The organism is Streptococcus sp. WB01_FAA12, assembly GCF_012843315.1.
Taxonomy (GTDB): Bacteria; Bacillota; Bacilli; order Lactobacillales; family Streptococcaceae; genus Streptococcus.
Genome location: NZ_JABAEX010000005.1, coordinates 83,577 through 109,098, shown reverse-complemented (window position 1 = coordinate 109,098; position 25,522 = coordinate 83,577). Strand labels below are relative to the sequence as shown.

Below are 25,522 nucleotides of genomic sequence, written 5' to 3'. Positions count from 1 at the left end.
AAAAATCACTACCTCCCCTAGAGAACTAGGGAAGGCAGTGATCACATTTTTAGGAATTAGGAATGAATACACGAAATCAGTTTATCTTATGATTTTTTGCTTTTCAAGAATTCGTCGTATTGTTTTTGCATTTCATCCAATACTTTTTGATATGCACCTTCAGATTTCAATTTTTCCATCAATTCTGGAATAGCTTTATCAGGATCTACAGTACCAGTGTTGATAGCTGTATCGAATTGTTGCATTGTGTTAGTGATTGCAGAGATTTCAGATTTCACGCTATCAGTGTTAAAGATGAATCCAAGCGCTGGAGATTCTTTAGCGTCAGCCAATTGTTTCTTAGAATCTTCGATTTGTTGGTCTGTAACGTTTTCGTTGATGTAAAGGATCCAGTTGTTACCAGTGTTCCATCCACCCATGTGAGTGTTTCCTTTGTATCCTTCAAGGACACGTACACGGTTTTCTTTACCTTCAATTTTCTCCCAGTTCTTGCCTTCTGGACCGTAAACAAGTCCATTCAAGAGTTCAGGGTTAGTATTCAAGAGGTTCAACACTTCCATTGATTTTTCTTTGTTCTTAGAGTTGTTTGAGATGACAAAGTTAGCAACTTGAGTTGTTTGGTTTTTCTTGATGAAGTTAGTGAATGGTTTGATTTGGATGTCTTTGTTAGCAACACGTGAAAGCAAGCTGTTACCGTAGTCAGCTGGTCCTACTGTTTCTTCACGAACGAACCAAGTGTCTTGTTGAAGGTCAAATGAAGTGTCGCTTGTTGCTACGTCTTTTGGAATGTATCCTGCTTCGTAGAATTTGTGAAGAGTCTTCAAGTGTTCTTTGAAACGAGGAACATCGTAACGGTTTACGATCTTAGTAGTATCCCCTTCAAGGTCGATAACGAATGGAAGTCCGTTTGCTACTGGGTAGTCAAAGTTTTCAGAAGGGATGAAGTTCTTAGTAACTGCAAATGGTACTACATCTGGAGCTTTTTCTTTGATTTGTTTCAAGACTGGTTCAAGTGTTTCGTATGAATTTACACCTGAAATGTCGATACCGTATTTAGCAAGAAGAGTTCCGTTGAAGGCAAAGTTTTGTGAAGATGCAACGTTAGCCGCAACTGGAACAGCGTAGATCTTGCCGTTTACAGTGTTTCCTTTGATGTAAGCTGGGTCAAGTGCTTTATAAAGCTCTGCTCCTTCTTTCTTGTACAATTCTGTCAAGTCAGCATAAGCACCTTTTTGCGCGTTTACGATGTAGTTATCTGCAAAAGCGATATCGTAGTTTTCACCTGATGATGTGATAACTGACATTTTCTTACCGTAGTCACCCCATCCAAGGTATTGGATATCCAATTTAGCACCAACTTTTTCTTCGATGATTTTGTTTGCATTTTCTAGCAATTCATCCAAGTTGTCTGGTTTGTCACCGATTTGGTACATTTTGATAACAGGTTTGTCACCTGAAGCTGAGTCAGCAGCTTTTTTGTTGTTACCTGAAAGGTTTCCACAAGCAGCAAGACTTGCAGCCAAAGCGACTACGCTAGCAGATGCAAAAGCATATTTTTTCCAGTTTTTCATGATGAAAACTCCTTTTTTTATTTTTAAACTTATAAACGATTTAATGATTTTAACTTCAGCTACTAAGATGAAGTTGGGAAGTGAGAAACGGTGTTTCTCAGTAAGTCCTATTCTTTCACACCACCGATTGTCAAACCTTTAACAAAGTAGCGTTGGAAGAATGGATACAGAATTGCAATCGGAAGGGTTGCAACCACAACCATGGCCATACGTCCTGTTTCCTTTGGAAGAGCGACTCCCAGTTGACCAGAAAGGCCGACTGCTTTAGCGATGTAGTCCATATTTTGTTGGATTTGCATAAGCAAATACTGCAATGGATACAAGTTGTCACTCTTGATGTAAAGAAGGGCGTTGAACCAGTCGTTCCAGAAACCAAGAGCTGTCAAAAGCGTGATGGTGGCGATACCTGGCAGCGACAATGGTAAACAGATTTGGAAGAAGATCCGGGCTTCACTAGCACCATCTATACGAGCGGACTCGAGAATGGCTTCTGGAATGGTCTTCTTGAAGAAGGAACGCATCAAGATGATGTTAAATGGCGAGAGAAGCATTGGAACAATCAAGGCCCAAACTGTGTCACCCAGTTGAAGCAAACGAGTTACCACGATATAGCCTGGAACCAAACCGGCGTTGAACAACATACTAAGTAGGACGAAAATTGTAAAGAATCTGCGGTACTTAAAGGTTGTCCGTGAAATGGCATAGGCATAAGTCGTTGTGATAAAGACGTTTGTCAAGGTTCCGACCACTGTTACAAACACTGAGATAAAGAGCGCTTGTAATATCTTATCTTTAAACTGAGCCAAAAACTCGAAGCCATCTAATCCAAACTGTGATGGGAAAAAGCTATATCCATGTTGAAGGATGCTCTTTTCATCTGTGATGGAAATCATGATGACAAAGATAAAGGGCAAGATACAAGAGAGAGCAATCAATCCAGAAATAATACTGAAGAAGATATCTGCCTTCTTACTAAAGGAGTGAATGCCGACATTATCAATTTTTGCTTTTTTAATTTTTTCTGCCATGCTTTCCTCCTTTCTAGAATAGTGCTGAATTTGGATCAACTCGTCTTGCAAGTATATTTGATAAGATAACGAGAATCAAACCGACAACTGACTGATAAAGACCAGCTGCTGATGCCATACCAATATCCGCTGTCTGAGTCAAACCATTATAGACATAGACGTCTAGTACGTTGGTAACATTGTAAAGCTGACCAGCATTGTGTGGGATTTGGTAGAAAAGACCGAAGTCTGCGCGGAAGATGTTTCCGACTGCAAGGATGGTCAAAACGGTTATAAGCGGTGTCAACTGTGGAATCGTTACGTTGCGAATCCGTTGCCACTTGCTAGCACCGTCCACTGTCGCTGCTTCGTAGTAAGTTGGGTCAATACCCATGATGGTTGCGTAGTACATAACACTACTATAACCAAAGCCTTTCCAAATACCTAGGAAGAGGAGGAGATATGGCCAAATGCCCAAGTCAGCATAGAAGTTGATCCCCTTCACACCAATGGTTTCCAAGAAACGGTTGATAACCCCTTTATCGATGTTTAGGAAAGCATCTGTAAAGAAACTGATGATAACCCATGACAAGAAGTAAGGGAATAACATAGATGTTTGGAAGATTTTAACCATTCTCTTAGAACGGAGCTCGCTGAGGATGATGGCAATACCCACCGACACAATCAAACCGATAAAGATAAATCCAAGGTTGTAAAGAACGGTATTACGAGTGATAATAAAAGCATCTTTAGAACTAAATAAGAACTTAAAGTTATCGAAACCAACCCACTTACTATTCATAATACTGTGGATAAATCCTTCACCACTCATATGGTAGTCTTTGAAGGCGACCACATTTCCAAATACTGGGATGTAGAAGAATAGAATCAACCAAAGTGCCCCTGGTAAAACCATCAAGAGAAAAATCCAGTTATCTCTCAAGGTCTTTGAAAACTTTTTCATAATTTCCTCCCATTTTATTCCTAAAAACTGATTTCATCGAATTTTTAGGTTTGATAACGATTACATTATTAGTATACTCCTAATTGAGGGCTAGGTTAAACTACTAATTATAGAAAAAACTCCACAAATTATTTTATGTGGAGAAGTTTTTTATAAGAAATAGGTTTCACGAGAAACACTCTGCATGCGATAAGCGTATTTCCGCTTTACTAATTGAAAACTTGTTCTAATATTGTGTGATGAAACTCGACAAAATGAACCTGGGCATTTATGATAGCCCCTGATTCGTTTTTCTCAATCTCCGGCTGTCCTTCTGTGTGTAAAAGAGCAGGATTGCCATCCTTGTAACCAAAGAGAATCACCTCTGTCCCTGCTTCATTCACATAGCAAGCTAGGATATCGAACCGCCTAGAACCTGAACCTGCAATATAGCCATACCATTTAAAAGTATAATTCACCCCATCTACTTGTCCAAATTGCATTATCTGGTCTGGCACTGCTAGTCCATAGTAATTACCATAAGTGGCCAAATTGGTTGACTTGAATACTTCACCTTTACTATCCGAGTAGGATTCCATGGCTTTTTTTACCTTGTCTCTTAGAGACCTATTATCTGCAACTGGCTTATCCTCTATAGTTACACTAGTTTTGGAAAGAAACTCCTTAAAACGCTGCGCTAAATCTGTATTTTCAGTCTCTTCAAAGTTTGCAGTAGGGACAGTTTCCAGTGTCTTATCAGCATGCAAGATTTGTGCTTGCCCATCTTTCAGTGTAAACAAGTAGAAATGTTTATTCTGCTTGTCATAGTAGGCATCCAAAATCAAGTAGTCATAAGCATTGTCACTCGATACTCCAAAAACATTCCATTTGACACTTTTCTGAGAGACTGTTGTAGCTTCTAATTTTTTGATTAGTTCATTTTTTTCATCAAAGTTTGCATGCTCTAGTCTATGATAGGACTGCCCCATAGAAGAAGCCCAGCTTGCAAACTCTTCCTCCCACTTTTCGGCATTGTATTGGATTAGTTTCTGAAAATCCGAGTAGTTCTTCATAATCAAGGCTTGATCAGTCGGATTAGATAACTGGAGTTCTTCCATAGCTACAACCGTAGCAGCCATGGGTGATTGAACAGCTGTATCCTTGGATTCTTTTTCGTGGGAAAGAGCCTTTTGATAGGAGTCCGCTAGGTAGTGAAAATAGTTGGTTACTTCCTTTGTTTGTTGCTCCCTCGGTGTTGATGGACTAGTTATGCTATCTTCTGTCGCCTTGTGGCAAGCAGATAAAACTAGCATACTCGCACCTAGGACTAGTAGTAGCTTTTTCATGGTCAGACCTCCAAACTTTCTTTCTACCTTCATTATACTTCTTCTCTATCTCCAAATCAAAAAAACATCTCCATGTATTTAAAAGGAGATGTTTAACTATCTGTGATAAATTTCTAGGTCGTATAAATCGTCGAAGCTGTCGCAATGGTGTGCCACTGGTTAGCTGTTGTGGCTGCAAAGTCCTTGTCTCCATAAAAATCGTTAAATGGAAGGATTTCGACTTCTAATTCTTCGATGCGGTCAATCTGACCTGCCAGATAACCCTCAATGCGACTCTCTGCTCGCTTGATTCTTTGTAAGAGTCCGCCCATACGGATATCGACCGTATCCAAACCAAAGACCTTGTTTTCTTTCAACCATTGGTGGCTAAAGAGTTTGTGGAAAGTTTCAATCTCACTTCTGAGTTTTGGTAATTCTTCTCTGGCGATTTGTTGCAAGCTGACTTTGTCACCGACTTTATAAGTTTCACGGATGCGTCGTCCCACATCCACTTTGCTACTTAAAATGCCGTTCAACTGGGCCTGAGTTTCAAATAGATAGGCATAATTCCCAGCTTTTTTTTTGATTTCAGCAAGCGTCTCAGCAGCCTGAGCGAAGTGCGGTTTGTCCTGTTCAGGTGTCATGTGTCGGTCAAGGATTGGACAAAGAACATCCTGATAAAAGACATAGCGGTTGGGATTGATACCACTGAGATTGTCTGGTAGGTCTGGCAAGAGGTTGGCTAGGTCAATCTGCATGAAGTCCTCAACCGATAGGCCAATATTGGTTTTGAAGTGTGCAGACAAACGGTCTAGGTCATTGCGGTAGCAGAGTTCTGCCCAGATTTGCAAGCTTGGTAGGATAGAAAACTGAGCTGTCTCGCCACCATTGTCTCCCCAACCAGTTACGATGACCTCTTTGATCTGATTGGCACGACAGGCTTTATTGGCCTCGATAGCGATGAGACGGCTGAAATGGTTGTTAGGTGTGAAACCAATCCACTTCCAAGCTCCCCCTGCAAAGGCTATATTTTGGCTAATCTTGTGATGGTTGCAGAAATTACGGTTGTATTTTTCCTCGCTATCCTGATAATAATCCCAGTAAACCAAAGTCACGCGGTCTTTGAGGCGATCTAGGTAGACACGAGTTCCCTCAGGAATTTCCACATCTCGATCGTACTGCCCATCTGCTGACATGAGCTTGAAGAACATATCGCTCCACATCTGACAGTGGAAGCCATACTTGTCTGCAATGTCCAGCACGCGCTCCAAGTGTTGACACATGAGGAGACTACGATCCACAACACCGTTCAAAATGAGGTAGCGTCCCAAGCCAACCAAGTGGGCTTCGTCCATCCCGATATTGACCTTGCGAGTCTGCAGTTTAGACAGAGTGGCAAACATGCCATCAATCAAATCATAAACCTTTTCTTCGCCAATAAGGAGAATGTCCTCTACATCACGGAGTTCTTGCACTTCCTTAACACCCCATTTGACAAAGGCTGACAAGTGGGCCAAGGTCTGGATACATGGTACAAAGGTCATGTCAAACTGCTGGGCGTAGGCTTCAATTTCCTGTAATTCCTCAGCCGAGTAGGCGCCACGGAAGTAACCAAAGTAAGGTTGTCCCTCGATTTGATAGGTATCTTCCATGTAGAGTTCAAAGGTTGAGTAGCCCATGAGAGCCAAGACCTCAATCATCTGCTTGGCAGAAGCGACATTTAGAACTGCATTTCGGGAACAGTCTGCCATGTAAGCCAAATCTTCATAAGCAGCTTGTTCTTCAAGGTCTACCTTATCACCTTCTGCTAGAGCTGTTGTCAACAAGGACAAGGCACGGTAAAGTTGGTGAGGTTTGCGATAAGTCAGGTGATAGTGTCCACCCTCACCCTTGATAGAGATAGAGGCTTGGTCAGACTGAGCGACAGCTACCTCTACATCTGGCAGAGAAATGTGATTTTTTAATGCTTCAATAGCTTGCGTTTGTTTGGGACTAAGTCCTGTAAATCTTACCATTGATTTTCCTCCTGTAGCCAGTTGACAAGGGCACCGTAGAGATTAGCATCTGCATGATAGGTGCAGGCTTGGATGACAGGTGCGACCGTATATTCTTCATAGGTATCGACAAATTCATCGACAGCTTTTTTGACGCCTTGGATAAAATCTGGATTTTGACTGATAGAGCCTCCCAGACTAATGACATCTGGATCGATAAGATACTGGATATTGAGCAAGCCTTGCGCCAGATTACGGTTCATGCGCAAAATGGCTTCTTGGCAAAGGGCATTGCCTGCTGCAGCTTCTTGGTAAATCTTGCGGCCGTCCCAGTCAGTCTGACCTGACTTTTCAATTACGTAGCGAACCATGTTTCCTGTAGATGCTAGTAGCGACCAGTTGTTGAGTTTTTCAGCTGGTTCAATGGTTGTCATATAGCCAAACTCACCACCTAAGCCGTGGCGACCACGGTGAAGTTTGCCATTGATAATCATAGCTCCGCCGATTCCAGTCCCAATCACGACACAGGCTGCATTTTCAATCTCTGGGTGAGCTAGCAATTCACTCAGTCCAACACAGTTGGCATCATTTTCTAGATGGATAGGGAGTTGATGATGAGCAAGAGCTTCATACCAAGAAAAGCCATGGATGTAAGGTACAGCACTGATTCCCTCAATCACACCTGTTTCTTGATTGACCGCACCTGGAACGCTCATAGCAATGCCGTTATAATCTTGCCCTGACAAGCGCTGGTCTAGCCAAGCCAGTAAAGCTTCCAAGTTTTCTGGCGTCAGTGTACTTGTCTTATCTAGTATTTTTCCATCAGGAGTCAGACTGGCAAACTTAATCCCAGTCCCTCCGATATCAATGGTTGCAATCGTCATATTATCACCAAAAAAGGGACGAATCAGTAGTTAATCCTTACTCTTTCGCCCCTCCTTTCTATCTCATAGTATTAGTTATAGAACACTTTATAACTATTAAATTTCTTCTTTTTTAATCAATTCTGTACGAATTTCTTGTGGAGCCAATAGTTCTGAATGAACTGGATATGGTCGCTCAAGTAAGTCAAGAATAGTTTGTTGGTGTTCAGATATGCGCACATTTTCTTGGCTCATATTGTAGTAACGAAGTACATATCCTTCTTCATTTTCAGCTACCTTAAAGGCTGTCGGGCAGACTTGTGGCAAGCTGAGTGCCGCATGACTCAAGAGGCTACCAGTCGCAGCAACACTTCCTTCTTGTTTAGCAACCTGAAGACTAGTGAATGGCGTTTGGAAGGCTTTGGCACGACGGAAGGCTGAGAAGCGTTCTTGTGCTTGGTGGCATTCAAGAGCATATTCGACTTCAAACTCACGCAAGCACTGAGCCTCTGGTGTCGGGAAGTAACCCCAGTCACCTAGCTCACCTGAGGCACGAAGAATGGTCACGGCAATGGTATCGTCTCCAAGGATTTCATACTCGTGCAATCCTTTATTGGCCACCGTCACTCCTTTTTCATCATCATAAAGGCTGACAAAGGCTTGTTGGTGTTGTGGATTTTCAGGATTTTCCCAAGAAGCAGCTGGTTTATTTGGTCGTGTCACCACCTCATAGATGCTTTCAGAATCATTGCTTGGACACGTATTATGAGTCTTGACCAAGAGACGGATACGGTGGTCCTTAGCTGTGTTAGTAAAGCGAGTCTTGAAGCGTATTTGTGGATTATCAACAAAGACGGTCATCTCTGTTTCCAGAGGAAGGGTTGTCAATTCTTCTGAGCGCCCAGCTTCACGCGTCATAAACTCGATGATTCCTCTTTGTTCTGCATCTAATTTTTCGTCTGCACTTACTGGAATTGTCAATTCATGCTTGAGCAAAATCTTGGCAAAACGAGCTGTATTTTCCAAGACTTCACAGCCTTTGAGTTCTGCGTAGATAGGCTCTGTTCCTTTTGGTTGGAAATAGATGTACTCATTTCCAATGTCACCACGGTCTTCAAAGCGAATAACATCTTCATAAGCTTCATGAGTTGTCTTGTCGTAGACCGTGATGTTTTCATCCACACTTACCGTTACAAATGGCGTATCAATCACTCCATTTTGGTAAATACCGTCACGGTGTTCTTGTTCTCCTTCAAGCAATTGGAAGGTTGTCCAAGAGAGAGGTGCTAGATGAACAGGGACTGTCACGCGCACTTGTCGAGCGATACGAGCTTGACGGAACTTGTCTTTTGGTAAATCGTACTCAAAGTTAGCTCCCAGATCTTCGATTTTCGCTTCTACAGCATGGCCTTCCAAGTCTTCGACACGGTAGTTTGGCAAGGTCAAGGCTGCCATTTTCTTATAGCCTTCTGTTGGGTGCAATTCTTTAAAATCACAAGTCGCCACATCAATCACTGTGCTGACAGTATCAACCTTGTCATGCAAGCCTGTATTGATAACCGTAAAGAGATGGTCGCTTTGAGCTTCCTGAGTTGCAATTTTACCCTTCCATTCGTTGAGAAGGTTGGTCTTAACGAAGTTCCCAACTTGGTTAACCTTGGCAAAACGTGTTTCCATCTCACGGTGAACCTCGTCCACGCTACAGCCACAGATACTATCATGGGGTGCATTTTGTAGAAGGACTTTCCAAGCATAGGTCAACTGGTCCTTGTGGTTGTGGCCGCCAGTGATGACAGTCAATGGTTCAACCACTTGTTCTAGCAGGTTACTGTTCTCTTGGAAGGCTTGTTTGAGGTAAATACGGGATGAAGAAGTGTTAGCCAGTGTATACCAACCATCTGTTTCCTGACTGGTCAACTCACCTGTAACGGTAGATAGTTGCTCAGGCAGAGCACTTTCTACTGCGTGGATATAGTCATCAAAGGAACTATGCACAAAGGTCACATCTGGGAAGAGTTCATTTGCCACACGAATGGCTTCGCTCAGATTTCTCTGTACAGGCTGGTGGTCACATCCGTTCATCATCAACCATTGGTTGGTCGAAGCGTAGTCACGTACGTCTGCCAATTTTTGTTTCCAAAAGGCCAGGGCTTCATCCTTATCAACAGGGATTTCATTCCCATTACTGTACCAGTTGGCAAAGAGGATGCCAAGGACACGACTTCCATCAGCACCCTGCCAGTACATTTCTGAAAACTGGGAAGTAAACTGCTCATCTTCGAGGACTTGGTTGTCAAATCCAATAGGCTTCACACCACGGCCAAAGGCTGCCACGTGAATGCCTGATTTTTGAAGGATTTGGGGAGCTTGTCCCATATTTCCAAAGGTATCTGGGAAATAACCAATCTGGGTTGATTTGCCCCATTTTGCACATTCTGCTTGACCAATCAAGGTATTGCGGACGTTGGCTTCGCTGGAAATCAAGTAATCATCCTGCAAGATGTAAAAGGGACCAATTTTGAGTTTGCCTTGGTCGATGTAACCTTGGACTTTGTCGCGATTTTCAGGACGAATTTCCAAGTAGTCATCGAGGACAATGGTTTGGCCATCCAAGTGGAAACTCTTGAACTCAGGGTCATTTTCAAAGAGATCAAAAAGATTGTCAAATAACTCCACCAACTGCATACGGTGGCTTTCAAAAGGTAAGTACCACTCACGGTCCCAGTGACTATGTGAGATAATATGTACGACAACATTTTCCATGAAGTAAAACCTCATTCTAACTTAAATTTTTATTTTTATCTAACTAAAGAACTGACTAGCGAATATCTAGATAATCCAAGACTAACTCACAGAACATCATATTGGCCCAAGAGAACCATTCGCGAGAGTAGAGCGTTGGATCATCTACGTGGAAGCTTTCATGCATGACACCTGTGCCACCATCGCAGGCAACCAGCTGATCGAGCAAGAATTTCTTCTCCGCCTTATCTCTTGTTGTCAAGCCCTGGATAGAAAGGGCGATTGGCCAGATATAGCGATAGAAGGTATGGGAACTTCCAAGACCACTAGCGTATTCTCCTTGGTAGAAGTATGGATTTTCAGGGCTCAGAATGGTGCGGCGTGTGGCTTGATACACTTCATCGTCAATCGCACAGTAACCAAGATATGGAGCAGCCAGTAGACTTGGTACGTTTGGATCATCCATGATGCTGGCATTTCCTAGACCATCCACTTCAAAGGCGTAAATCTTTTCGCCCTTGCTATTGGTGGTGTAGGCATAGTTTTCGATACCTGCTTGGATCTCTGCTTGCAGACGTTTAGCATCTGCGATGACACTCTCGCTATCAGCTAGGTTCAGTTCTGCAAAGATTTCTTGGACATACCCCAAGACAACGACTGCAAACATATTGGACGGAATCAAATAGCTATACTGACAGCAGTCATCACTCGGACGAAAGGCTGACCAGGTCATACCTGTCACGGCAAAGTCAGGTCCAAAGCCATCATTTACCAGCGTATCTTCCTTGCGGTCTGTATCCCGAACAAAACGATAAGGAGAGTTGTTGTGATCTTGCTCTACCGTCCAGAGATGAAGGATTTCCTTGGTTGCTGTGACAAAAGTTTCATCAAACTGACTGGTTTCGCCAGTCTCTTTCCAAAGGAGATAAGCCAACTGCAAAGGATAGCAAAGCGAGTCCACCTCATACTTGCGCTCCCAAATCCAGCCGTTAAGATCTGTGTGGTCTGTCTCATGGTGACCCTTCCAGTTCTCCTCAATGTTAAAGGAATTGGCATAAGGATCCTTGAGCACCAAGGTCATCTGACACTTAACCAAACCTGCAATGGTCTGACGCAGGAGGACATCTCTTTTAGCCACATGCAGGTAGGGTCTGAGTTGGGCTGTCGAGTCCCGAAGCCACATGGCAGGAATATCCCCTGTCAGTACAAAGGTCGAACCATCTTCTAGGATTTCGACCGTATTGTCCAAGGTGTCGGTGTAGCAACGCTCAAAGACATCCACCCACTCCGGATGGTCCTTGGCCCGCTCCGCTACTTCGTCCAGCCATTCTCTAACAATTTCTTTCGAATAAATCATCGTGCAGTTTCCTCTTTCAAACAAGTTTCATGTTCAGTATAAAAAAAAACGCCTCCAAAAGATATACACAAACTAAAGGCGTTTTGAAACAAACTTATGAAAAAAATTAAGTAGAGATTCCTATTGTTTCATTTATTCTAAAAATCATAGTCATCATCTAGCATTGCTTCTGCATTTCCCATTAGATACCCCGCACCCACTTGAGAAAAGAAATCGTGATTAGCAGTTTCAATCGAAATACCATTCATGACAATTGGATTCACATCAAACGCTGTGATATTCGAAAAATAACTTTGAAAACCCATATTTTGTAGCGCTTTATTGGCATTGTATTTAACAAATACCTTTATTTCTTCTGCCAAACCAATAGGTGCATAGACTTCATCTGTATATGCAAACTCATTTTCCAAAAGATCATCTAAAAAACGATACATCCAAGTTGTGAACTCATGTTGTTCTGCCTCTGAGAGCTCATCAAAAGTTAAGCGAAACTTATATCCCAGATAAGTCCCATGTACAGATTCATCCCTAATTACTAATTTGATTAACTCTGCTAGATTAGCTAGTTTATTTTGTCCACGATACCAAAGCGGTATGAAAAAGTTGCTATAATATAGGATTCCTTCTAAAAACACACTCGCAACCATCACCTGTAGAGGGGTTCCATGCTGATACATCTCATTTATCTTTTGGGCCTTATACTGCATTTTAGGATCCTGATTCATCCAATCATATATTTTCTCAATTTCCTTAAAAGTATTTAACGAAATCAATATGGTACCGTATGTCTTAGCATGGATAGATTCCATAAATGTAAAATCACTCAGAACCGCTCTCTCCTTGCGAGTTCGAACGTGCTGTTTAATAGAATACAAGCCCTCTTCGGATTGAAGCGTATCAAGCAAAGCCAAGCCTCCAACCGCTTTCTTGACAATCTCTTTTTCCGGATCTGATAGTTGCTTCCAATCAAGCCAGTCATTTGATACTGGAACACGAGTATCAATCCAAAATTGTGCCGTAGCTTTATCCCAAACATAGTCGTCTAACTCATCCTCGACTTCTTTCCAATTCAATGTCCGATGTAACATATAAATCCTCCTCAAAAATCATAGTCATCATCACGTGATTCTTCTATCCTATGAATAGACATCTGCCCGAGAAGCTCGTGCTTTCTCAGCCTATTCAATACTCCATCAAGCGCAGAGAGAATCTCCCTATCAACCGGGTACCTCTCTTTGACCCCGATACTCTCTAACAAATGATTGGCTTCTCTTTGTACAAGGTTCTGAGTCAATTTTTGAATGTCAGCATCTACATAAAGTTCACGAATGATTTTCCCCTCTGTTTTTAAGATTCTGTCAATCATTTCAACAGCCCAGATTTGAAATGAAATTTGACCAGCTCTATCCATTCCTGCCAAAAGAAGATTGACTTTATGTATCAGATAGTCACAATGCAATGACTCATTCAAGAGAATCATTTTCACCATTTCACCAAGATTAGTAAAGCCCTTTTGAATCCACAATTTTATCAAAAAGGCAAGTTGACTATAAGTCATGATTCCTTCAACACAAGTAGCCATAAAGCGCTTCTGAATCGCATTTTTACTATGATATACCGTGTCAACTCTTTCTAGTCGCTCTACTACCAATTTATGTTGATCTACCCACTCAAATAAGGATGCCACCTCCTGTTCGTCCTCATTGAAGGAGTATAAAATAGTATTATAAGCCTTGGTATTTACCATTTCAGTGAACTGTAGATTGTTTACAATAGCAACCTCCTGTTGTGAGCGTTCACTATGCAGTATAAACTCCTCCGCCTCTAGCGACTGGTAAGTTGATAAATTTGCAAGAAAGATCAGCGAACGATTTAATTCTTGCTTCTCCTCTACCGACAAACGATTAAAAGCAAGTTTGTCATTTTCAATTGGAATTCGATTGTCTAACCAAAATAACGATGTCGCCCTCTCCCACGTAGCGTTATCTAACTCATCCTCAATCTCATTCCAGTTGATTGCTTTGTAGTATAGAAATTTTTTTGACATCTTCTCTCCTTAAATCATGCAAGATTCACAGCTATTTACACTGCTGAATTCGTCATCCTCTGTATAGGTTCTAACATAATAAAGTGATTTTATCCCTTTTCGCCACGCGTAATTCCGAAGACGATTCAAGTCACGTGTCGTTAGCATTGTACTTCCCTTAGTTTTCCATTCATATAGTCCTTCAGGTAATTGAGAACGCATAAAGAGAGTCAGACTCATTCCCTGATCAATGTGTTTTTGTGCGACTGCATATACATCAATAATTTTACGCTGATCCATGTTATAAGCAGTCTCATAAAATGGTAAGGTATCATTGGACAGATACGGAGCGGGATAAAAGATCGATCCCACCTTCTTTTCCTGCCGATTTTCTACCAACTGAGTAATCGGATGAAGAGAAGCGCTCGTTTCATTGATATAAGAAATAGAACCATTAGGCGCTACTGCTAAACGATTTCGATGGTAGAGACCATCTTTCATGACCTTCTCCCTTAGTACCTTCCAATCTTCTTTCGTTGGAATAGGCATATTCTTAAAAATGGCTGCTATCTTAGGAAATCTAAATACAAAATCCTGCTCTACATATGGTGAAAAGTAACTTCCATCGGCATAGCGTGAATCCGCAAATTCATAGAATGTCTCACGTCGCTCTCTTGCGATTCTATTGCTAGATACTAAAGAATAATAATTCAATGCTAAGAAATAAGCTTCTGTAAATTCTAAAGACTCTTTTGAACCATACTTGATTTGGTGCAAAGCGAGGGCTGTGTGTAATCCCATCGCTCCGAGTCCTATCGTATGGTAGAGACGATTTCCCTTATTTACTGTAGGCACCTCTTCGACAGACTCTAGATCCGTAACAGTCGTTAAGGCACGAACCATTGCATCAACAGAGGCAGCAAAATCTTCAGATTTTAGTAAATTAACAATATTAGTTGATCCAAGGTTACAACTAATATCCGTCCCTACCTCATGATAGGACAAATCATCATTCAATACAGATGGAGTCTGTGGTTGCAAAATCTCCGAGCAAAGGTTACTCATAATGATTTTCCCTTTGACGGGATTCGCACGATTAGCGACATCGATATTTAAAATATAAGGATAACCAGACTCTTGTTGCAAACGGGAAATTTCCTGTTCCAATTCTCTCGCTTGAACAACCGTCTTTTCGATAGCTGGATTTACAACCAATCGGTCGTATTCAGCCGTGATATCTACATACGAAAAAGGTTTCCCATAGACTTTTTCAACATGATAAGGATTAAACAGATACATGGGTTGATTTGTTTTAATCAGCTCGTAATACTTATCCGGAACGACCAACCCCAGAGAGAGGGTTTTAACACGAATTTTTTCATCTGCATTTTCCTTCTTTGTCGATAAAAAGGCGAGAATATCCTGATGAAAAACGTTTAAGTAAACGACCCCTGCCCCATTTCTCTGTCCTAGTTGATTGCTATAGCTAAAAGAGTCTTCTAGTAATTTCATTACAGGAAGCACTCCCGAAGAAGCATGTTCAATTCCTTTTATAGGAGAACCACTGGCACGTAGGTTCGATAAATTCACTCCAACCCCACCACCAAGTCTAGAAAGTTGCAAAGCAGAATTGACCCCACGTCCGATAGATAACATAGAATCATCAAGATCTATCAGAAAACAAGAAACCATCTCACCACGCCGTTTTTTCCCTGCATTTAAGAATGTGGGGGTCGCAGGTTGGTACCGTTGGGTGATCATTTCCTCCGCAATTTTTGTCGCTAGGTTCTGATCGCCATTTCCTAGATAGAGGGCATTAAGGAACACCCGGTCCTCGAACGATTCCAAATAGGTCTTGGAATCATCAGTCTTTAGTGCATATTGATTATAAAATTTATAAGCTCCCATAAAACTCTTAAAGGCAAAACCATGTTCCTTGATCTTTTGATATAAATCCTCTAAAAAATTACTATCAATCTCACCAGACTCCCCACGATACAAGCCCACAACCTCTTCATCCACATAATCTTCTCGAATTAAATACTGGAGACGTTCTTTCAAACTTGAAAAATGCATCGTATGAGGTTCAATTTCATTCTTTAAATAGTCTGTTAAGGCTTCTCTATCATAGTAAAGAGGAATTTCACCATCAATTGGAATGTTCACCATATTGTTCAAAACAAAATAATTCTTAGTAGCTGACATCTATTTTTTCCTCCACTTTCTCAAAACTAGCTAAAATATGTTTGGAGATCCTCTCTACATCTTCATCTGTCCCACGTAATTCAAAAACATCTATAACAGGAAAGCCAAACTGCTCTGCATATTGAAAAGCCGTTAGACAGAATTGCTTATTGAAATTTCGATTACCACTCCCGATAATTCCTAAGCAATAACGAAAATTTCCTTGATACTCCAAAAATTTCCGAAGGTTTCCCGTTAGAATTTCTTGGAATCCAGTATCAATTCCATTCCCCCCCTCTAGATAAGTTGGTAAAAAACTGACAAAGGGACCATCTGCCGTAATCGCTTTTCCCTTTAAATCTTTTATATTCAAAGACTCAACTTCTCTATGATGCGTCGTCTTTATATATTGACTGACCCGTTGTACAAAAGAACTTGTATTCCCACTTAAACTAATATAATAAAATCTAATTTTTTGCATGACTCCTCCTTTTTTGGTACAATATATTGTGTTTGTTGAATATATGTACGCTATATATTGTGTTTTTTATTTTACTGTATCTAAATGATAAAAAAATTGATATTCGTCAAGTTTCTATAAATTTATTCAAAATTAGGAGTTCCTATGTCCCAACCATGCTTTTATACAGTCCCTCTTTTTAGCACACTATCATATGATGAACTTCAGGGCATTCATAGTCTGTTTCACCATAAGAAATTTAAAAAGGGCGAGTTGATTTTCTCACCCTTTGACGAAGAAACTTTAATCATTGTTAATAGAGGACAATTTAAGGTCTATCGTCTAACTAATGATGGAATCGAACAATGCATCCGTATCGTTGGCAAAGGAAATTACGAAGGAGAAAACTATCTCTTTGAAGAGAATAATCAGGATCTCTACGGAGAAGCCTTGGTCTCTACAGAAGTCTGTGTCATTTATAAAAAGGATTTTCAATACCTTCTCCAGAATTTTCCACATTTTAGTTGGCAACTTCTACGTCTTAATGCCAGAAAAGCAATTCAGACGGAAGAACAAGTCACCTTATTAGCCTTTGAAAAAATAGAACAACGCCTTGCTTGCTATCTTATTCATCTTACCGGAAAAAGTAACAATCCTAAACTCACCTTCACTTTGCCAATTTCAGAAAAGGAACTTGCTAGTTACCTTGGAACGAGACCCGAAACTATTTCGCGAAAATTTAAGATTTTTGAAGAACATCACTATATTCGAAAAGTTCGTCGTACCATTCATATCATAGATGATCAAGCTTTAAGGAATTTATATTGATCTGAAGCTTTTTTGTTCATTTCATGTTATACTATATAAAATATAAAACGTTTACAAAGGGATAATCATGAAACCACTACTTGAGACCATCGATACCCGCTTTGGTACTGCCAGCAAGCATGCCTTCTCTCGGGGAAATACCCTGCCTTATACAGGCGTGCCTTTTGGGATGAATTATTTTGTGCCCCAGACCAGTGACCAGGAGGGAGCTTGGTTTTTCGATCCGCATCTGCCCATCTTTCAGGGGATTCGATTGACCCACCAGCCCAGCCCTTGGATTGGTGATTATTCTTGGTTGCTCTTAACACCCGTCACAGGCAAGCTTGGGGGAGACAGTCTCTTTCACCGCCAGTCTTCTTATGATATAGATAAAGCTTGCTTCCAGCCTCACCATTTGAAACTCTTTTCTCTGCGCTATCAGATTGAAGCCCAGCTCACACCGACTTGCTACGGTGCTTCTATTCGTTTACAGCAAAAGCAAGGCAAGGCTCTCTCCCTCTATCTTCACGCAGCAGATAAACTGACAGTAAAGCAAGTAGATAAGCAGACTCTGGCCCTAAGACAAGAAGGCAAAACAGAGACCAATAAAAATCCACTGATACTCTTCACCGCCCTACAAATGAATACGGATATTCTTGCTGTCAACCAAGAGAGCGGAGACTGGCGAATTGACTTAGCAAGCAGTCATGCTGAGATCCAATTAGCGACTTCTTTTATTTCTCCTTCTCAAGCGCTGCTTAATCTACCTCAAAAGAACTTTGATAGCTGTAAAGTAAGTGCACAAGCGGACTGGGAAGATCTCCTCCATCGTTTTGATGTACTTGAGGCAGGAGAGGCTGACCGAACCCTCTTTGACCACTGCCTCTACAGACTCTTCCTCTTCCCACAGACATTTTATGAGGTGAACGAGTCAGGGCAGGCCATCCACATGGATTTGTCTACTGGTACTGTCAAGCCCGGTGTCCTCTTCAGCAACAATGGCTTCTGGGATACCTTCCGCACCACCTTCCCCCTCTTTGCTCTTATCATACCGGAGCACTATCACCGCTTTTTAGAAGGTTTCCTCAATAGCTACCGCGATACTGGTTTTCTGCCTAAATGGCTAGCCCCAGATGAACGTGGAATGATGCCAGGGACTCTATTGGACGGTATTATCGCAGATAGTGCCTGCAAGGAAATGGCTCCTGACTTGGAAGAAGAACTCCTCCAAGCTATGTTGGAGACAGCCACTAAGTCCGACCCTCTCGGCATCAATGGTCGCCACGGACTAGCCCAATACCAAGAGCTTGGCTACCTCTCTACCGACCACCACGAAAGCGTCAGCCATACCCTAGACTACGCCTATAGTGACTTTTGTATCGCCAGCTGTGCCGAAAAACTAGGTCAGAATGACATCGCCCAGACTTATAAGGTTGCATCACAAAATTACCGCAATCTATTTGACACTGCGACGGGTTACATGCGTGCGCGAGATAGCCAAGGAAACTTCCGCCCTGACTTCTCTCCTTATAGTTGGGGACGCGACTATGCCGAATGCTCTGCCATTCAAGCAACTTTAGGCGTCCTCCACGACATCCCAGACTTAATCCAGCTTATGGGTGGAAAAGAAGCCTTTAGCAACTATCTTTTGAAAACCTGTCAAGAGGCTCCTCTCTTTGAGACAACTGGTTATGGTTACGAGATTCATGAAATGAGCGAGATGGCTACCGCTCCTTTTGGACAAATCGCCATTTCCAACCAACCTAGCTTTCACATCCCTTATCTCTTTCGCTACAGCAACTACCCAGACTACACTGCCCTTCTCATCAAGACCCTGCGTCAGAAAGCCTTTCTCCCAAGCTGGCAAGCCTATCCTGGCGATGAGGACAATGGCAGTCTCTCTGCTTGGTACATCTGGTCGGCTCTTGGATTTTATCCGACCTGTCCAGGCAAACCAAGCTACGACCTCGGAATTCCCCTCTTTGATCATCTCCGTGTCTACCTAGCTAAGGAAAATAAATGGCTGGATATCTATGCTAAGCAAAACCACAGCCATTTCAACTTTGTCAAAGAGTGCCGACTGGACAAGACTCCTGTAGCTAGCATCCAACACCAAGACCTCTTAAAAGCTGAGCAACTAACCTTCACCCTCAGCTGGCTACCAAATCACTCATAACCAAAAGAACCTTTGCATGATGCAAAGGTTCTTCTTTTATGAAACTTGGACTTGAAGCTGGTCAACCAGCTGCCCATCTACCGTCAGATTTAGATAAAAATCTAAGCTTTTATCTCCTGAAAAATACAAGGTTGGTAGCGTCAGCCTTTTTTCAGTCTCACCAGCTTGAAACACAAGGACTTGAATCTCATCCTGATAAGCGACACCATGCACACCCGTCCCTGGTTGAATTGAAATCTTAGCTTCTAAAGGAGTACTAGATTCTCTGCGCTTAACTGTAAAATAGGCATTTTCTCCCTTGGTCACAGCCAGACTTTTTTCTGAGAACTCTAGTTGCTGAACAGCTTCTTTTTTTGACAAGGTAGGTGTTTTATAGAGTGAAATTTTGGTCAACAAAGGCAAAGCCTGTGTCTCTGTAATGGTCACACGAATCTTCTGCGCCTCAACGACTGATCCTCGTAAGAGACGTTTGTGGCCAACAGTATAACCAGATCCAAACTCCTGCCAAACACCATCCAACTCTACCTGAACATGGAAAGCAGCGATGCGTTGCCCCAGCTTCAAATCTTCCCTCAGCTCAATCACATCAAAAGTTTTAGGTGACTCTAAATCAATCTCTAACTGAATTGGCAGTTCTGCATCACTTGCCCAAGAACTAGTCTTCCGTCCATCTGTCAGGTGGCAACAAGCAAAGTCTTCTGAGAGAGACGGTCCAGACACCTTGCTCCCCAGAGCCAGATCTTTTTTATAAAGCTCATCACGATAGGCAGCAAATTCATAAAGTCGCTGGATATCTTTTTCATCAAAGAGACCATCTTGGTTCGGCGGGATATTAAGCAAGAGTGGAGTTCCCCGCCCTACCGAGTGAAAATAAATCTCGACCAACTCCTCGAGAGACTTGGGATCCTGATCCTCATGGTAAAACCAGCCCGAGCGAAGAGAAACATCTGCCTCACCAATTGAAAATAGCGTCCCAGAGGGGTCTCCGTGCTGTAAGTAATCCAATGCAGCCTCTGTCCCCAACTGGTCGGGCTTGACTTTTTGCCACAAGGGATCCCTTGCATAGCCCCGTTCATTGCCAATCCAGCGAATACTAGTTCCCTCAGTTGAGAAAATCAAACAATCGCCCTGCAAGTCACGAATGGTTTCAAACCAAGTCTCAAACTCATAGTTGACCTGCTGGGCCCCTTCGCCTCGAGCACCATCCATCCAAACCTCAGCGAACTTACCAGCATTCCCATAGTCAGGATTTGATAATATTTCCTTCAACTGAGCCAGATAATAGGCATTGTAGTCCCCTTCTCGGTCCACATGATAAAGGGAACTGTGGGCATCCCAAGGAGACAAATACACTCCCTTATCCATGTCAAACTCAGTTGCAGCTCGGGATACTTCGAGGAGCAAGTCCCCTTTTCCATCTCGCCAAGGACTAGCCTTGATCGAATAATCTGTGTGATCTGTCGGGTAGAGGACAAAACCATCGTGGTGCTTAACCACCAAAATCAGCTTTTTAAAACCTGTTTCTTTGAGTACCCGAACCCATTCACGCGCATCCAACTTGGTCGGGTTAAAACGCATAGGATCCTCTTGCCCACTTCCCCATTCTTGGTCATAAAAGGTATTGGGGCCAAAATGGATAAAGGCAGCTAGTTCATCCTCTAAATAAGCTAGCTGGGCCTGACTTGGTAATGGTCCATGAGGTTTTATTTTCGTCATCATCTCGTATCTCTTTCTCTGATTATTTCTCTTGTTCACAAAGTTATCCACAACTTGTGGATAAGAAAACATGCCTAAAAACTAGCTTTTCTAGACTCCGGCTCTTTGACTTTGAACCTATCACCTTCAGCAAACTCTGCTCAAATCCCCACTGCACTAGGATTTCTACTAGAAAGCTGGCTCGTTACTAGTTTCCGGTACTATTATCAAGAACCCTCTAGGATATTAGCTGAATGTCCTGCTCTCCCCAGACTTATCCACAACTTGTGAATAACTCCTTCTTCCTAGTTGTTACCTCGTTGACTATAACAAAAAATCTAGGTACCGTCAATAAGACAAGGCTGTCTCCCTAAATACTCAGAAAAGATTCTATAATTTGTACAATATACATTTAAAGTGGCCTAGAAGAAAGTCTTTTCTGATAGATTTCATATAATTTTCTAAGTGGCTTTCAACCATTGCTCTTCTCAATTCCTCGTCAGAAATGACTTAAAATCTGGACATTTCTTCTTAAAATGTGAAATTTAGCATAATTTTTTCAAAAAATATTATATTCTTTATAGTAGAAGTTTATACATTTATTTCCTCTAATTCCTTTTGCTATCGTATAATAACATAAAATACTACTAAAACCTTGTTTTGTCCGAATTTTTAATCATTTTTTACTATTGACACGCCTCTGAGAATATGATATAACGTAAATGTAAGCGGTACCAAAAAGGTGCCACCGTGAAAATTTTTAAGGAGGAAAACACATGTCTTCACATCCAATTCAGGTATTCTCAGAAATTGGGAAACTGAAAAAAGTTATGTTGCACCGTCCAGGCAAAGAGTTGGAAAACTTGTTGCCGGACTATCTCGAAAGGCTTCTTTTTGATGACATTCCATTCTTGGAAGATGCTCAAAAAGAACATGACGCATTTGCTCAAGCTCTTCGTGATGAAGGAATTGAGGTCCTTTACCTAGAGCAATTGGCTGCTGAATCATTAACTTCCCCAGAAATCCGCGATCAATTTATCGAGGAATATTTAGACGAAGCTAATATCCGTGGTCGTCAAACCAAGGCGGCTATTCGTGAATTGCTTCACGGTATCAAGGACAACCAAGAATTGGTTGAAAAAACTATGGCAGGGGTTCAAAAAGTTGAATTGCCAGAAATTCCTGAAGAAGCAAAAGGCTTAACTGACTTGGTTGAGTCAGACTATCCATTTGCTATTGACCCAATGCCAAACCTCTACTTCACTCGCGACCCATTTGCAACCATTGGTAATGCCGTATCACTTAACCACATGTATGCAGATACTCGTAACCGTGAAACTCTTTATGGTAAATACATTTTCAAACACCATCCAATCTATGGTGGAAAAGTAGAATTAGTCTACAACCGTGAAGAAGATACACGTATTGAAGGTGGAGATGAGCTCGTTCTTTCTAAAGACGTTCTTGCAGTAGGTATCTCTCAACGTACAGATGCAGCTTCGATTGAAAAACTCTTGGTGAACATCTTCAAGAAAAATGTTGGCTTCAAGAAAGTATTGGCATTTGAATTTGCTAACAACCGTAAATTCATGCACTTGGATACTGTCTTCACCATGGTTGACTATGACAAGTTCACAATTCACCCAGAAATCGAAGGCGATCTTCGTGTGTACTCTGTCACTTATGAAGATGAAAAACTCAAGATTGTTGAAGAAAAAGGTGACTTAGCTGAACTTCTTGCGAAGAACCTCGGCGTAGAAAAAGTTCATTTGATCCGTTGCGGTGGTGGCAATATCGTAGCAGCTGCGCGTGAACAATGGAATGACGGCTCCAACACTTTGACCATCGCACCTGGTGTAGTAGTCGTTTATGCCCGCAATACCATTACCAATAAGATCCTAGAAGAATACGGGCTTCGCTTGATTAAGATTCGCGGAAGTGAATTGGTTCGGGGCCGTGGTGGACCTCGTTGTATGTCTATGCCATTTGAACGTGAAGAAGTATAATCGCTGTTCAGTATTTGTCAATAAAAAATGTAAAAAATAGAAAGAGGAAATAATAGAATGACACATTCAGTATTCCAAGGACGCAGCTTCTTAGCAGAAAAAGACTTTACTCGCGCAGAGTTAGAATACCTTATCGGTCTTTCAGCTCACTTGAAGGATTTGAAAAAACGCAATATCCAACACCACTACCTTGCTGGTAAAAATATCGCCCTCTTGTTTGAAAAAACTTCTACTCGTACACGTGCAGCCTTTACAACTGCAGCTATTGACCTTGGTGCTCATCCAGAATACCTCGGAGCAAATGACATTCAGTTAGGTAAAAAAGAATCTACTGAAGATACTGCAAAAGTTTTGGGTCGTATGTTTGACGGGATTGAATTCCGTGGTTTCAGCCAACGTATGGTTGAAGAACTAGCAGAATTCTCAGGCGTTCCAGTATGGAACGGTCTAACTGACGAATGGCACCCAACTCAAATGCTCGCTGACTACTTGACTGTTCAAGAAAACTTCGGCCGCTTGGAAGGCTTGACATTGGTATACTGTGGTGATGGACGTAACAACGTTGCCAATAGCTTGCTCGTAACAGGTGCTATCCTTGGTGTTAATGTTCACATCTTCTCACCAAAAGAACTCTTCCCAGAAAAAGAAATCGTTGAATTGGCTGAAGGATTTGCTAAAGAAAGTGGTGCACACATCCTCATCACCGAAGATGCAGACGAAGCTGTTAAAGGTGCAGATGTACTTTATACAGACGTTTGGGTATCTATGGGTGAAGAAGACAAATTCGCAGAACGCGTTGCACTTTTGAAACCTTACCAAGTCAATATGGACTTAGTGAAAAAAGCAAACAACGAAAACTTGATCTTCCTCCACTGTTTACCAGCATTCCACGACACTCACACTGTTTATGGTAAAGATGTTGCTGAAAAATTTGGCGTAGAAGAAATGGAAGTAACAGACGAAGTCTTCCGCAGCAAGTATGCTCGCCACTTTGACCAAGCAGAAAACCGTATGCACACTATCAAAGCTGTTATGGCTGCTACTCTTGGAAATCTCTACATTCCTAAAGTATAAAACTTACTCGTATACACAACACAGGGGTTGAGACGAAAGCTATGATAGCTTATCAGTTCTAGCGAAAGAAAGCAAGGATTCCGTTTGACAGATTTGCCACCTTACTCTTGTCATCTTCCTGCTTCCTAGTCTCATTCTGATAAACGTCGGCTGTGCGTTCAACCCCTTTTATTAGTAGTAATGACTAATTTGTCTTTTAAAAAGACGCTACCTCCACTTCATATTTTATCATCATACCTGCCTGTAGCTCTTGGAGTTCTGTCAGGTTTACCATATTAAAGGAAGGAGAGCTCATGTCTCATAGAAAAATCGTCGTTGCTTTAGGCGGAAATGCCATCCTCTCCACTGATCCATCTGCCCAAGCTCAACAAGCTGCTCTGGTAGAAACAGCTCGTCATCTGGTTAAGTTGATTCAAAACGGAGATGAACTGATCATCACTCACGGAAATGGTCCTCAGGTGGGTAATCTCTTGCTTCAACACTTGATGGCAGATTCGGAAAAAAACCCTGCCTTCCCCCTTGATTCTTTGGTTGCCATGACCGAGGGTAGTATCGGTTTTTGGCTACAATGTGCTCTTGATAACGCATTGCTCGATGTAGGACTTGATAAAAATGTCGCTTCTGTTGTTACCCAAGTTATAGTAGACAAGGAAGACCCTGCCTTTATCAATCCCACCAAACCAATCGGTCCATTCTACTCAGAAGAGGATGCCAAAGCTGAGAGCGAAAAAACAGGAGCAACCTTCAAAGAAGATGCCGGTCGTGGCTGGCGTAAAGTGGTGGCTTCACCAAAACCAATCGACATTAAAGAAATCAACAGCATCCGCACCTTGCTCGATAATGGTCAAGTTGTCATCGCAGCAGGTGGAGGAGGTATCCCTGTCGTTAAAAATGAAAACGGTTACTTACGTGGGGTCGAAGCCGTTATCGACAAAGACTTTGCGTCTCAACGACTAGCAGAACTCGTCGAAGCTGACCTCTTTATCGTCCTTACTGGCGTAGACTATGTTTATGTCAACTACAATAAACCAGACCAAGAAAAACTTGAACACGTTACTATCAGTCAACTAAAAGAATACATCAAACAAGGACAATTCGCACCGGGTAGCATGCTACCAAAAGTCGAAGCTGCTATCGATTTTGTAACCAACCGCCCAGAAGGCAAGGCTGTTATCACTTCCCTCAGCAATCTAGGCGCCTTGATCGAGTCCGAAAGCGGAACAATTATTGTTAAAGACTAGCCATTTTAACCCAAGTACAAGCTCTAACTAGGAGTACTCAGATAAACCAAC

General features: G+C 42.0%; 18 protein-coding genes. 5 read left to right on the top strand and 13 right to left on the bottom strand.

What is annotated here, in order from left to right; all coding sequences use genetic code 11:
- Window positions 1–86: 86 nt before the first annotated feature.
- From HF881_RS07240 to nrdI, 12 genes are all read right to left on the bottom strand, one after another.
- Window positions 87–1,571, bottom strand: a complete 1,485-nt coding sequence (locus HF881_RS07240) for an ABC transporter substrate-binding protein (protein WP_169446952.1) — start codon at window positions 1,569–1,571, stop codon at window positions 87–89.
- A 107-nt stretch (window positions 1,572–1,678) separates the two neighbouring features.
- Window positions 1,679–2,599 carry a carbohydrate ABC transporter permease gene (locus HF881_RS07235; RefSeq protein ID WP_000818290.1) on the bottom strand — a complete coding sequence of 307 codons (921 nt, stop codon included), beginning with the start codon at window positions 2,597–2,599 and terminating at the stop codon, window positions 1,679–1,681.
- Between the two features lie 13 nt (window positions 2,600–2,612).
- Window positions 2,613–3,542, bottom strand: a complete 930-nt coding sequence (locus HF881_RS07230) for a sugar ABC transporter permease (protein WP_169446950.1) — start codon at window positions 3,540–3,542, stop codon at window positions 2,613–2,615.
- A 209-nt stretch (window positions 3,543–3,751) separates the two neighbouring features.
- Window positions 3,752–4,867, bottom strand: coding sequence for a DUF4767 domain-containing protein (locus HF881_RS07225; protein ID WP_169446948.1), 1,116 nt, complete (start codon window positions 4,865–4,867; stop codon window positions 3,752–3,754).
- Window positions 4,868–4,980: 113 nt separating this feature from the next.
- Window positions 4,981–6,861, bottom strand: a complete 1,881-nt coding sequence (locus HF881_RS07220; RefSeq protein ID WP_169446947.1) for a beta-N-acetylhexosaminidase — start codon at window positions 6,859–6,861, stop codon at window positions 4,981–4,983.
- The gene (locus tag HF881_RS07215; RefSeq protein ID WP_169446946.1) at window positions 6,855–7,724 is read right to left on the bottom strand and encodes an ROK family protein; all 870 of its coding nucleotides are present in this window, start codon (window positions 7,722–7,724) and stop codon (window positions 6,855–6,857) included. The genes HF881_RS07220 and HF881_RS07215 overlap by 7 nt, the downstream gene beginning before the upstream one ends.
- 96 nt (window positions 7,725–7,820) lie before the next feature.
- Window positions 7,821–10,466 (bottom strand): alpha-mannosidase, encoded by a 2,646-nt coding sequence (locus HF881_RS07210; RefSeq protein ID WP_169446944.1) that lies wholly within the window; start codon window positions 10,464–10,466, stop codon window positions 7,821–7,823.
- A gap of 55 nt (window positions 10,467–10,521) precedes the next feature.
- Window positions 10,522–11,802: a glycoside hydrolase family 125 protein gene (locus HF881_RS07205; RefSeq protein ID WP_169446942.1), complete on the bottom strand. Its 1,281-nt coding sequence runs from the start codon at window positions 11,800–11,802 to the stop codon at window positions 10,522–10,524.
- Between the two features lie 137 nt (window positions 11,803–11,939).
- Window positions 11,940–12,890: a class 1b ribonucleoside-diphosphate reductase subunit beta gene (gene nrdF / locus HF881_RS07200; RefSeq protein ID WP_169446939.1), complete on the bottom strand. Its 951-nt coding sequence runs from the start codon at window positions 12,888–12,890 to the stop codon at window positions 11,940–11,942.
- An 11-nt stretch (window positions 12,891–12,901) separates the two neighbouring features.
- A complete protein-coding gene (locus HF881_RS07195; protein WP_169446937.1) occupies window positions 12,902–13,849 on the bottom strand; it encodes a ribonucleotide-diphosphate reductase subunit beta in 948 nt (315 codons plus the stop codon).
- 9 nt (window positions 13,850–13,858) lie between these two features.
- On the bottom strand, window positions 13,859–16,033 hold the full coding sequence (gene nrdE, locus HF881_RS07190) for a class 1b ribonucleoside-diphosphate reductase subunit alpha (RefSeq protein ID WP_169446935.1): 2,175 nt from the start codon (window positions 16,031–16,033) through the stop codon (window positions 13,859–13,861).
- A complete protein-coding gene (gene nrdI / locus HF881_RS07185) occupies window positions 16,020–16,493 on the bottom strand; it encodes a class Ib ribonucleoside-diphosphate reductase assembly flavoprotein NrdI (RefSeq protein WP_169446934.1) in 474 nt (157 codons plus the stop codon). Before nrdI ends, nrdE begins: the two co-directional genes overlap by 14 nt.
- Before the next feature lie 144 nt (window positions 16,494–16,637).
- Between nrdI and HF881_RS07180 the strand changes: the two genes are divergently transcribed.
- Both HF881_RS07180 and HF881_RS07175 read left to right on the top strand, forming a co-directional pair.
- Window positions 16,638–17,300 (top strand): Crp/Fnr family transcriptional regulator, encoded by a 663-nt coding sequence (locus HF881_RS07180; RefSeq protein WP_169446933.1) that lies wholly within the window; start codon window positions 16,638–16,640, stop codon window positions 17,298–17,300.
- 67 nt (window positions 17,301–17,367) lie between these two features.
- Window positions 17,368–19,455, top strand: coding sequence for a GH92 family glycosyl hydrolase (locus HF881_RS07175; RefSeq protein WP_169446932.1), 2,088 nt, complete (start codon window positions 17,368–17,370; stop codon window positions 19,453–19,455).
- Window positions 19,456–19,491: 36 nt separating this feature from the next.
- Here HF881_RS07175 and HF881_RS07170 read toward each other — a convergent pair whose 3' ends face one another.
- Window positions 19,492–21,171 (bottom strand): alpha-L-fucosidase, encoded by a 1,680-nt coding sequence (locus HF881_RS07170; protein ID WP_169446964.1) that lies wholly within the window; start codon window positions 21,169–21,171, stop codon window positions 19,492–19,494.
- A 755-nt stretch (window positions 21,172–21,926) separates the two neighbouring features.
- Here HF881_RS07170 and arcA point away from each other — a divergent pair.
- The 3 genes from arcA (at window position 21,927) to arcC (ending at window position 25,471) form a co-directional block, all read left to right on the top strand.
- Window positions 21,927–23,156: an arginine deiminase gene (gene arcA / locus HF881_RS07165; protein ID WP_000094625.1), complete on the top strand. Its 1,230-nt coding sequence runs from the start codon at window positions 21,927–21,929 to the stop codon at window positions 23,154–23,156.
- Window positions 23,157–23,213: 57 nt separating this feature from the next.
- A complete protein-coding gene (argF, locus tag HF881_RS07160) occupies window positions 23,214–24,230 on the top strand; it encodes an ornithine carbamoyltransferase (RefSeq protein ID WP_000149840.1) in 1,017 nt (338 codons plus the stop codon).
- 293 nt (window positions 24,231–24,523) lie between these two features.
- Complete coding sequence (gene arcC, locus HF881_RS07155) at window positions 24,524–25,471, top strand: carbamate kinase (protein WP_125449833.1); 948 nt, start codon at window positions 24,524–24,526, stop codon at window positions 25,469–25,471.
- Window positions 25,472–25,522 lie beyond the last annotated feature (51 nt).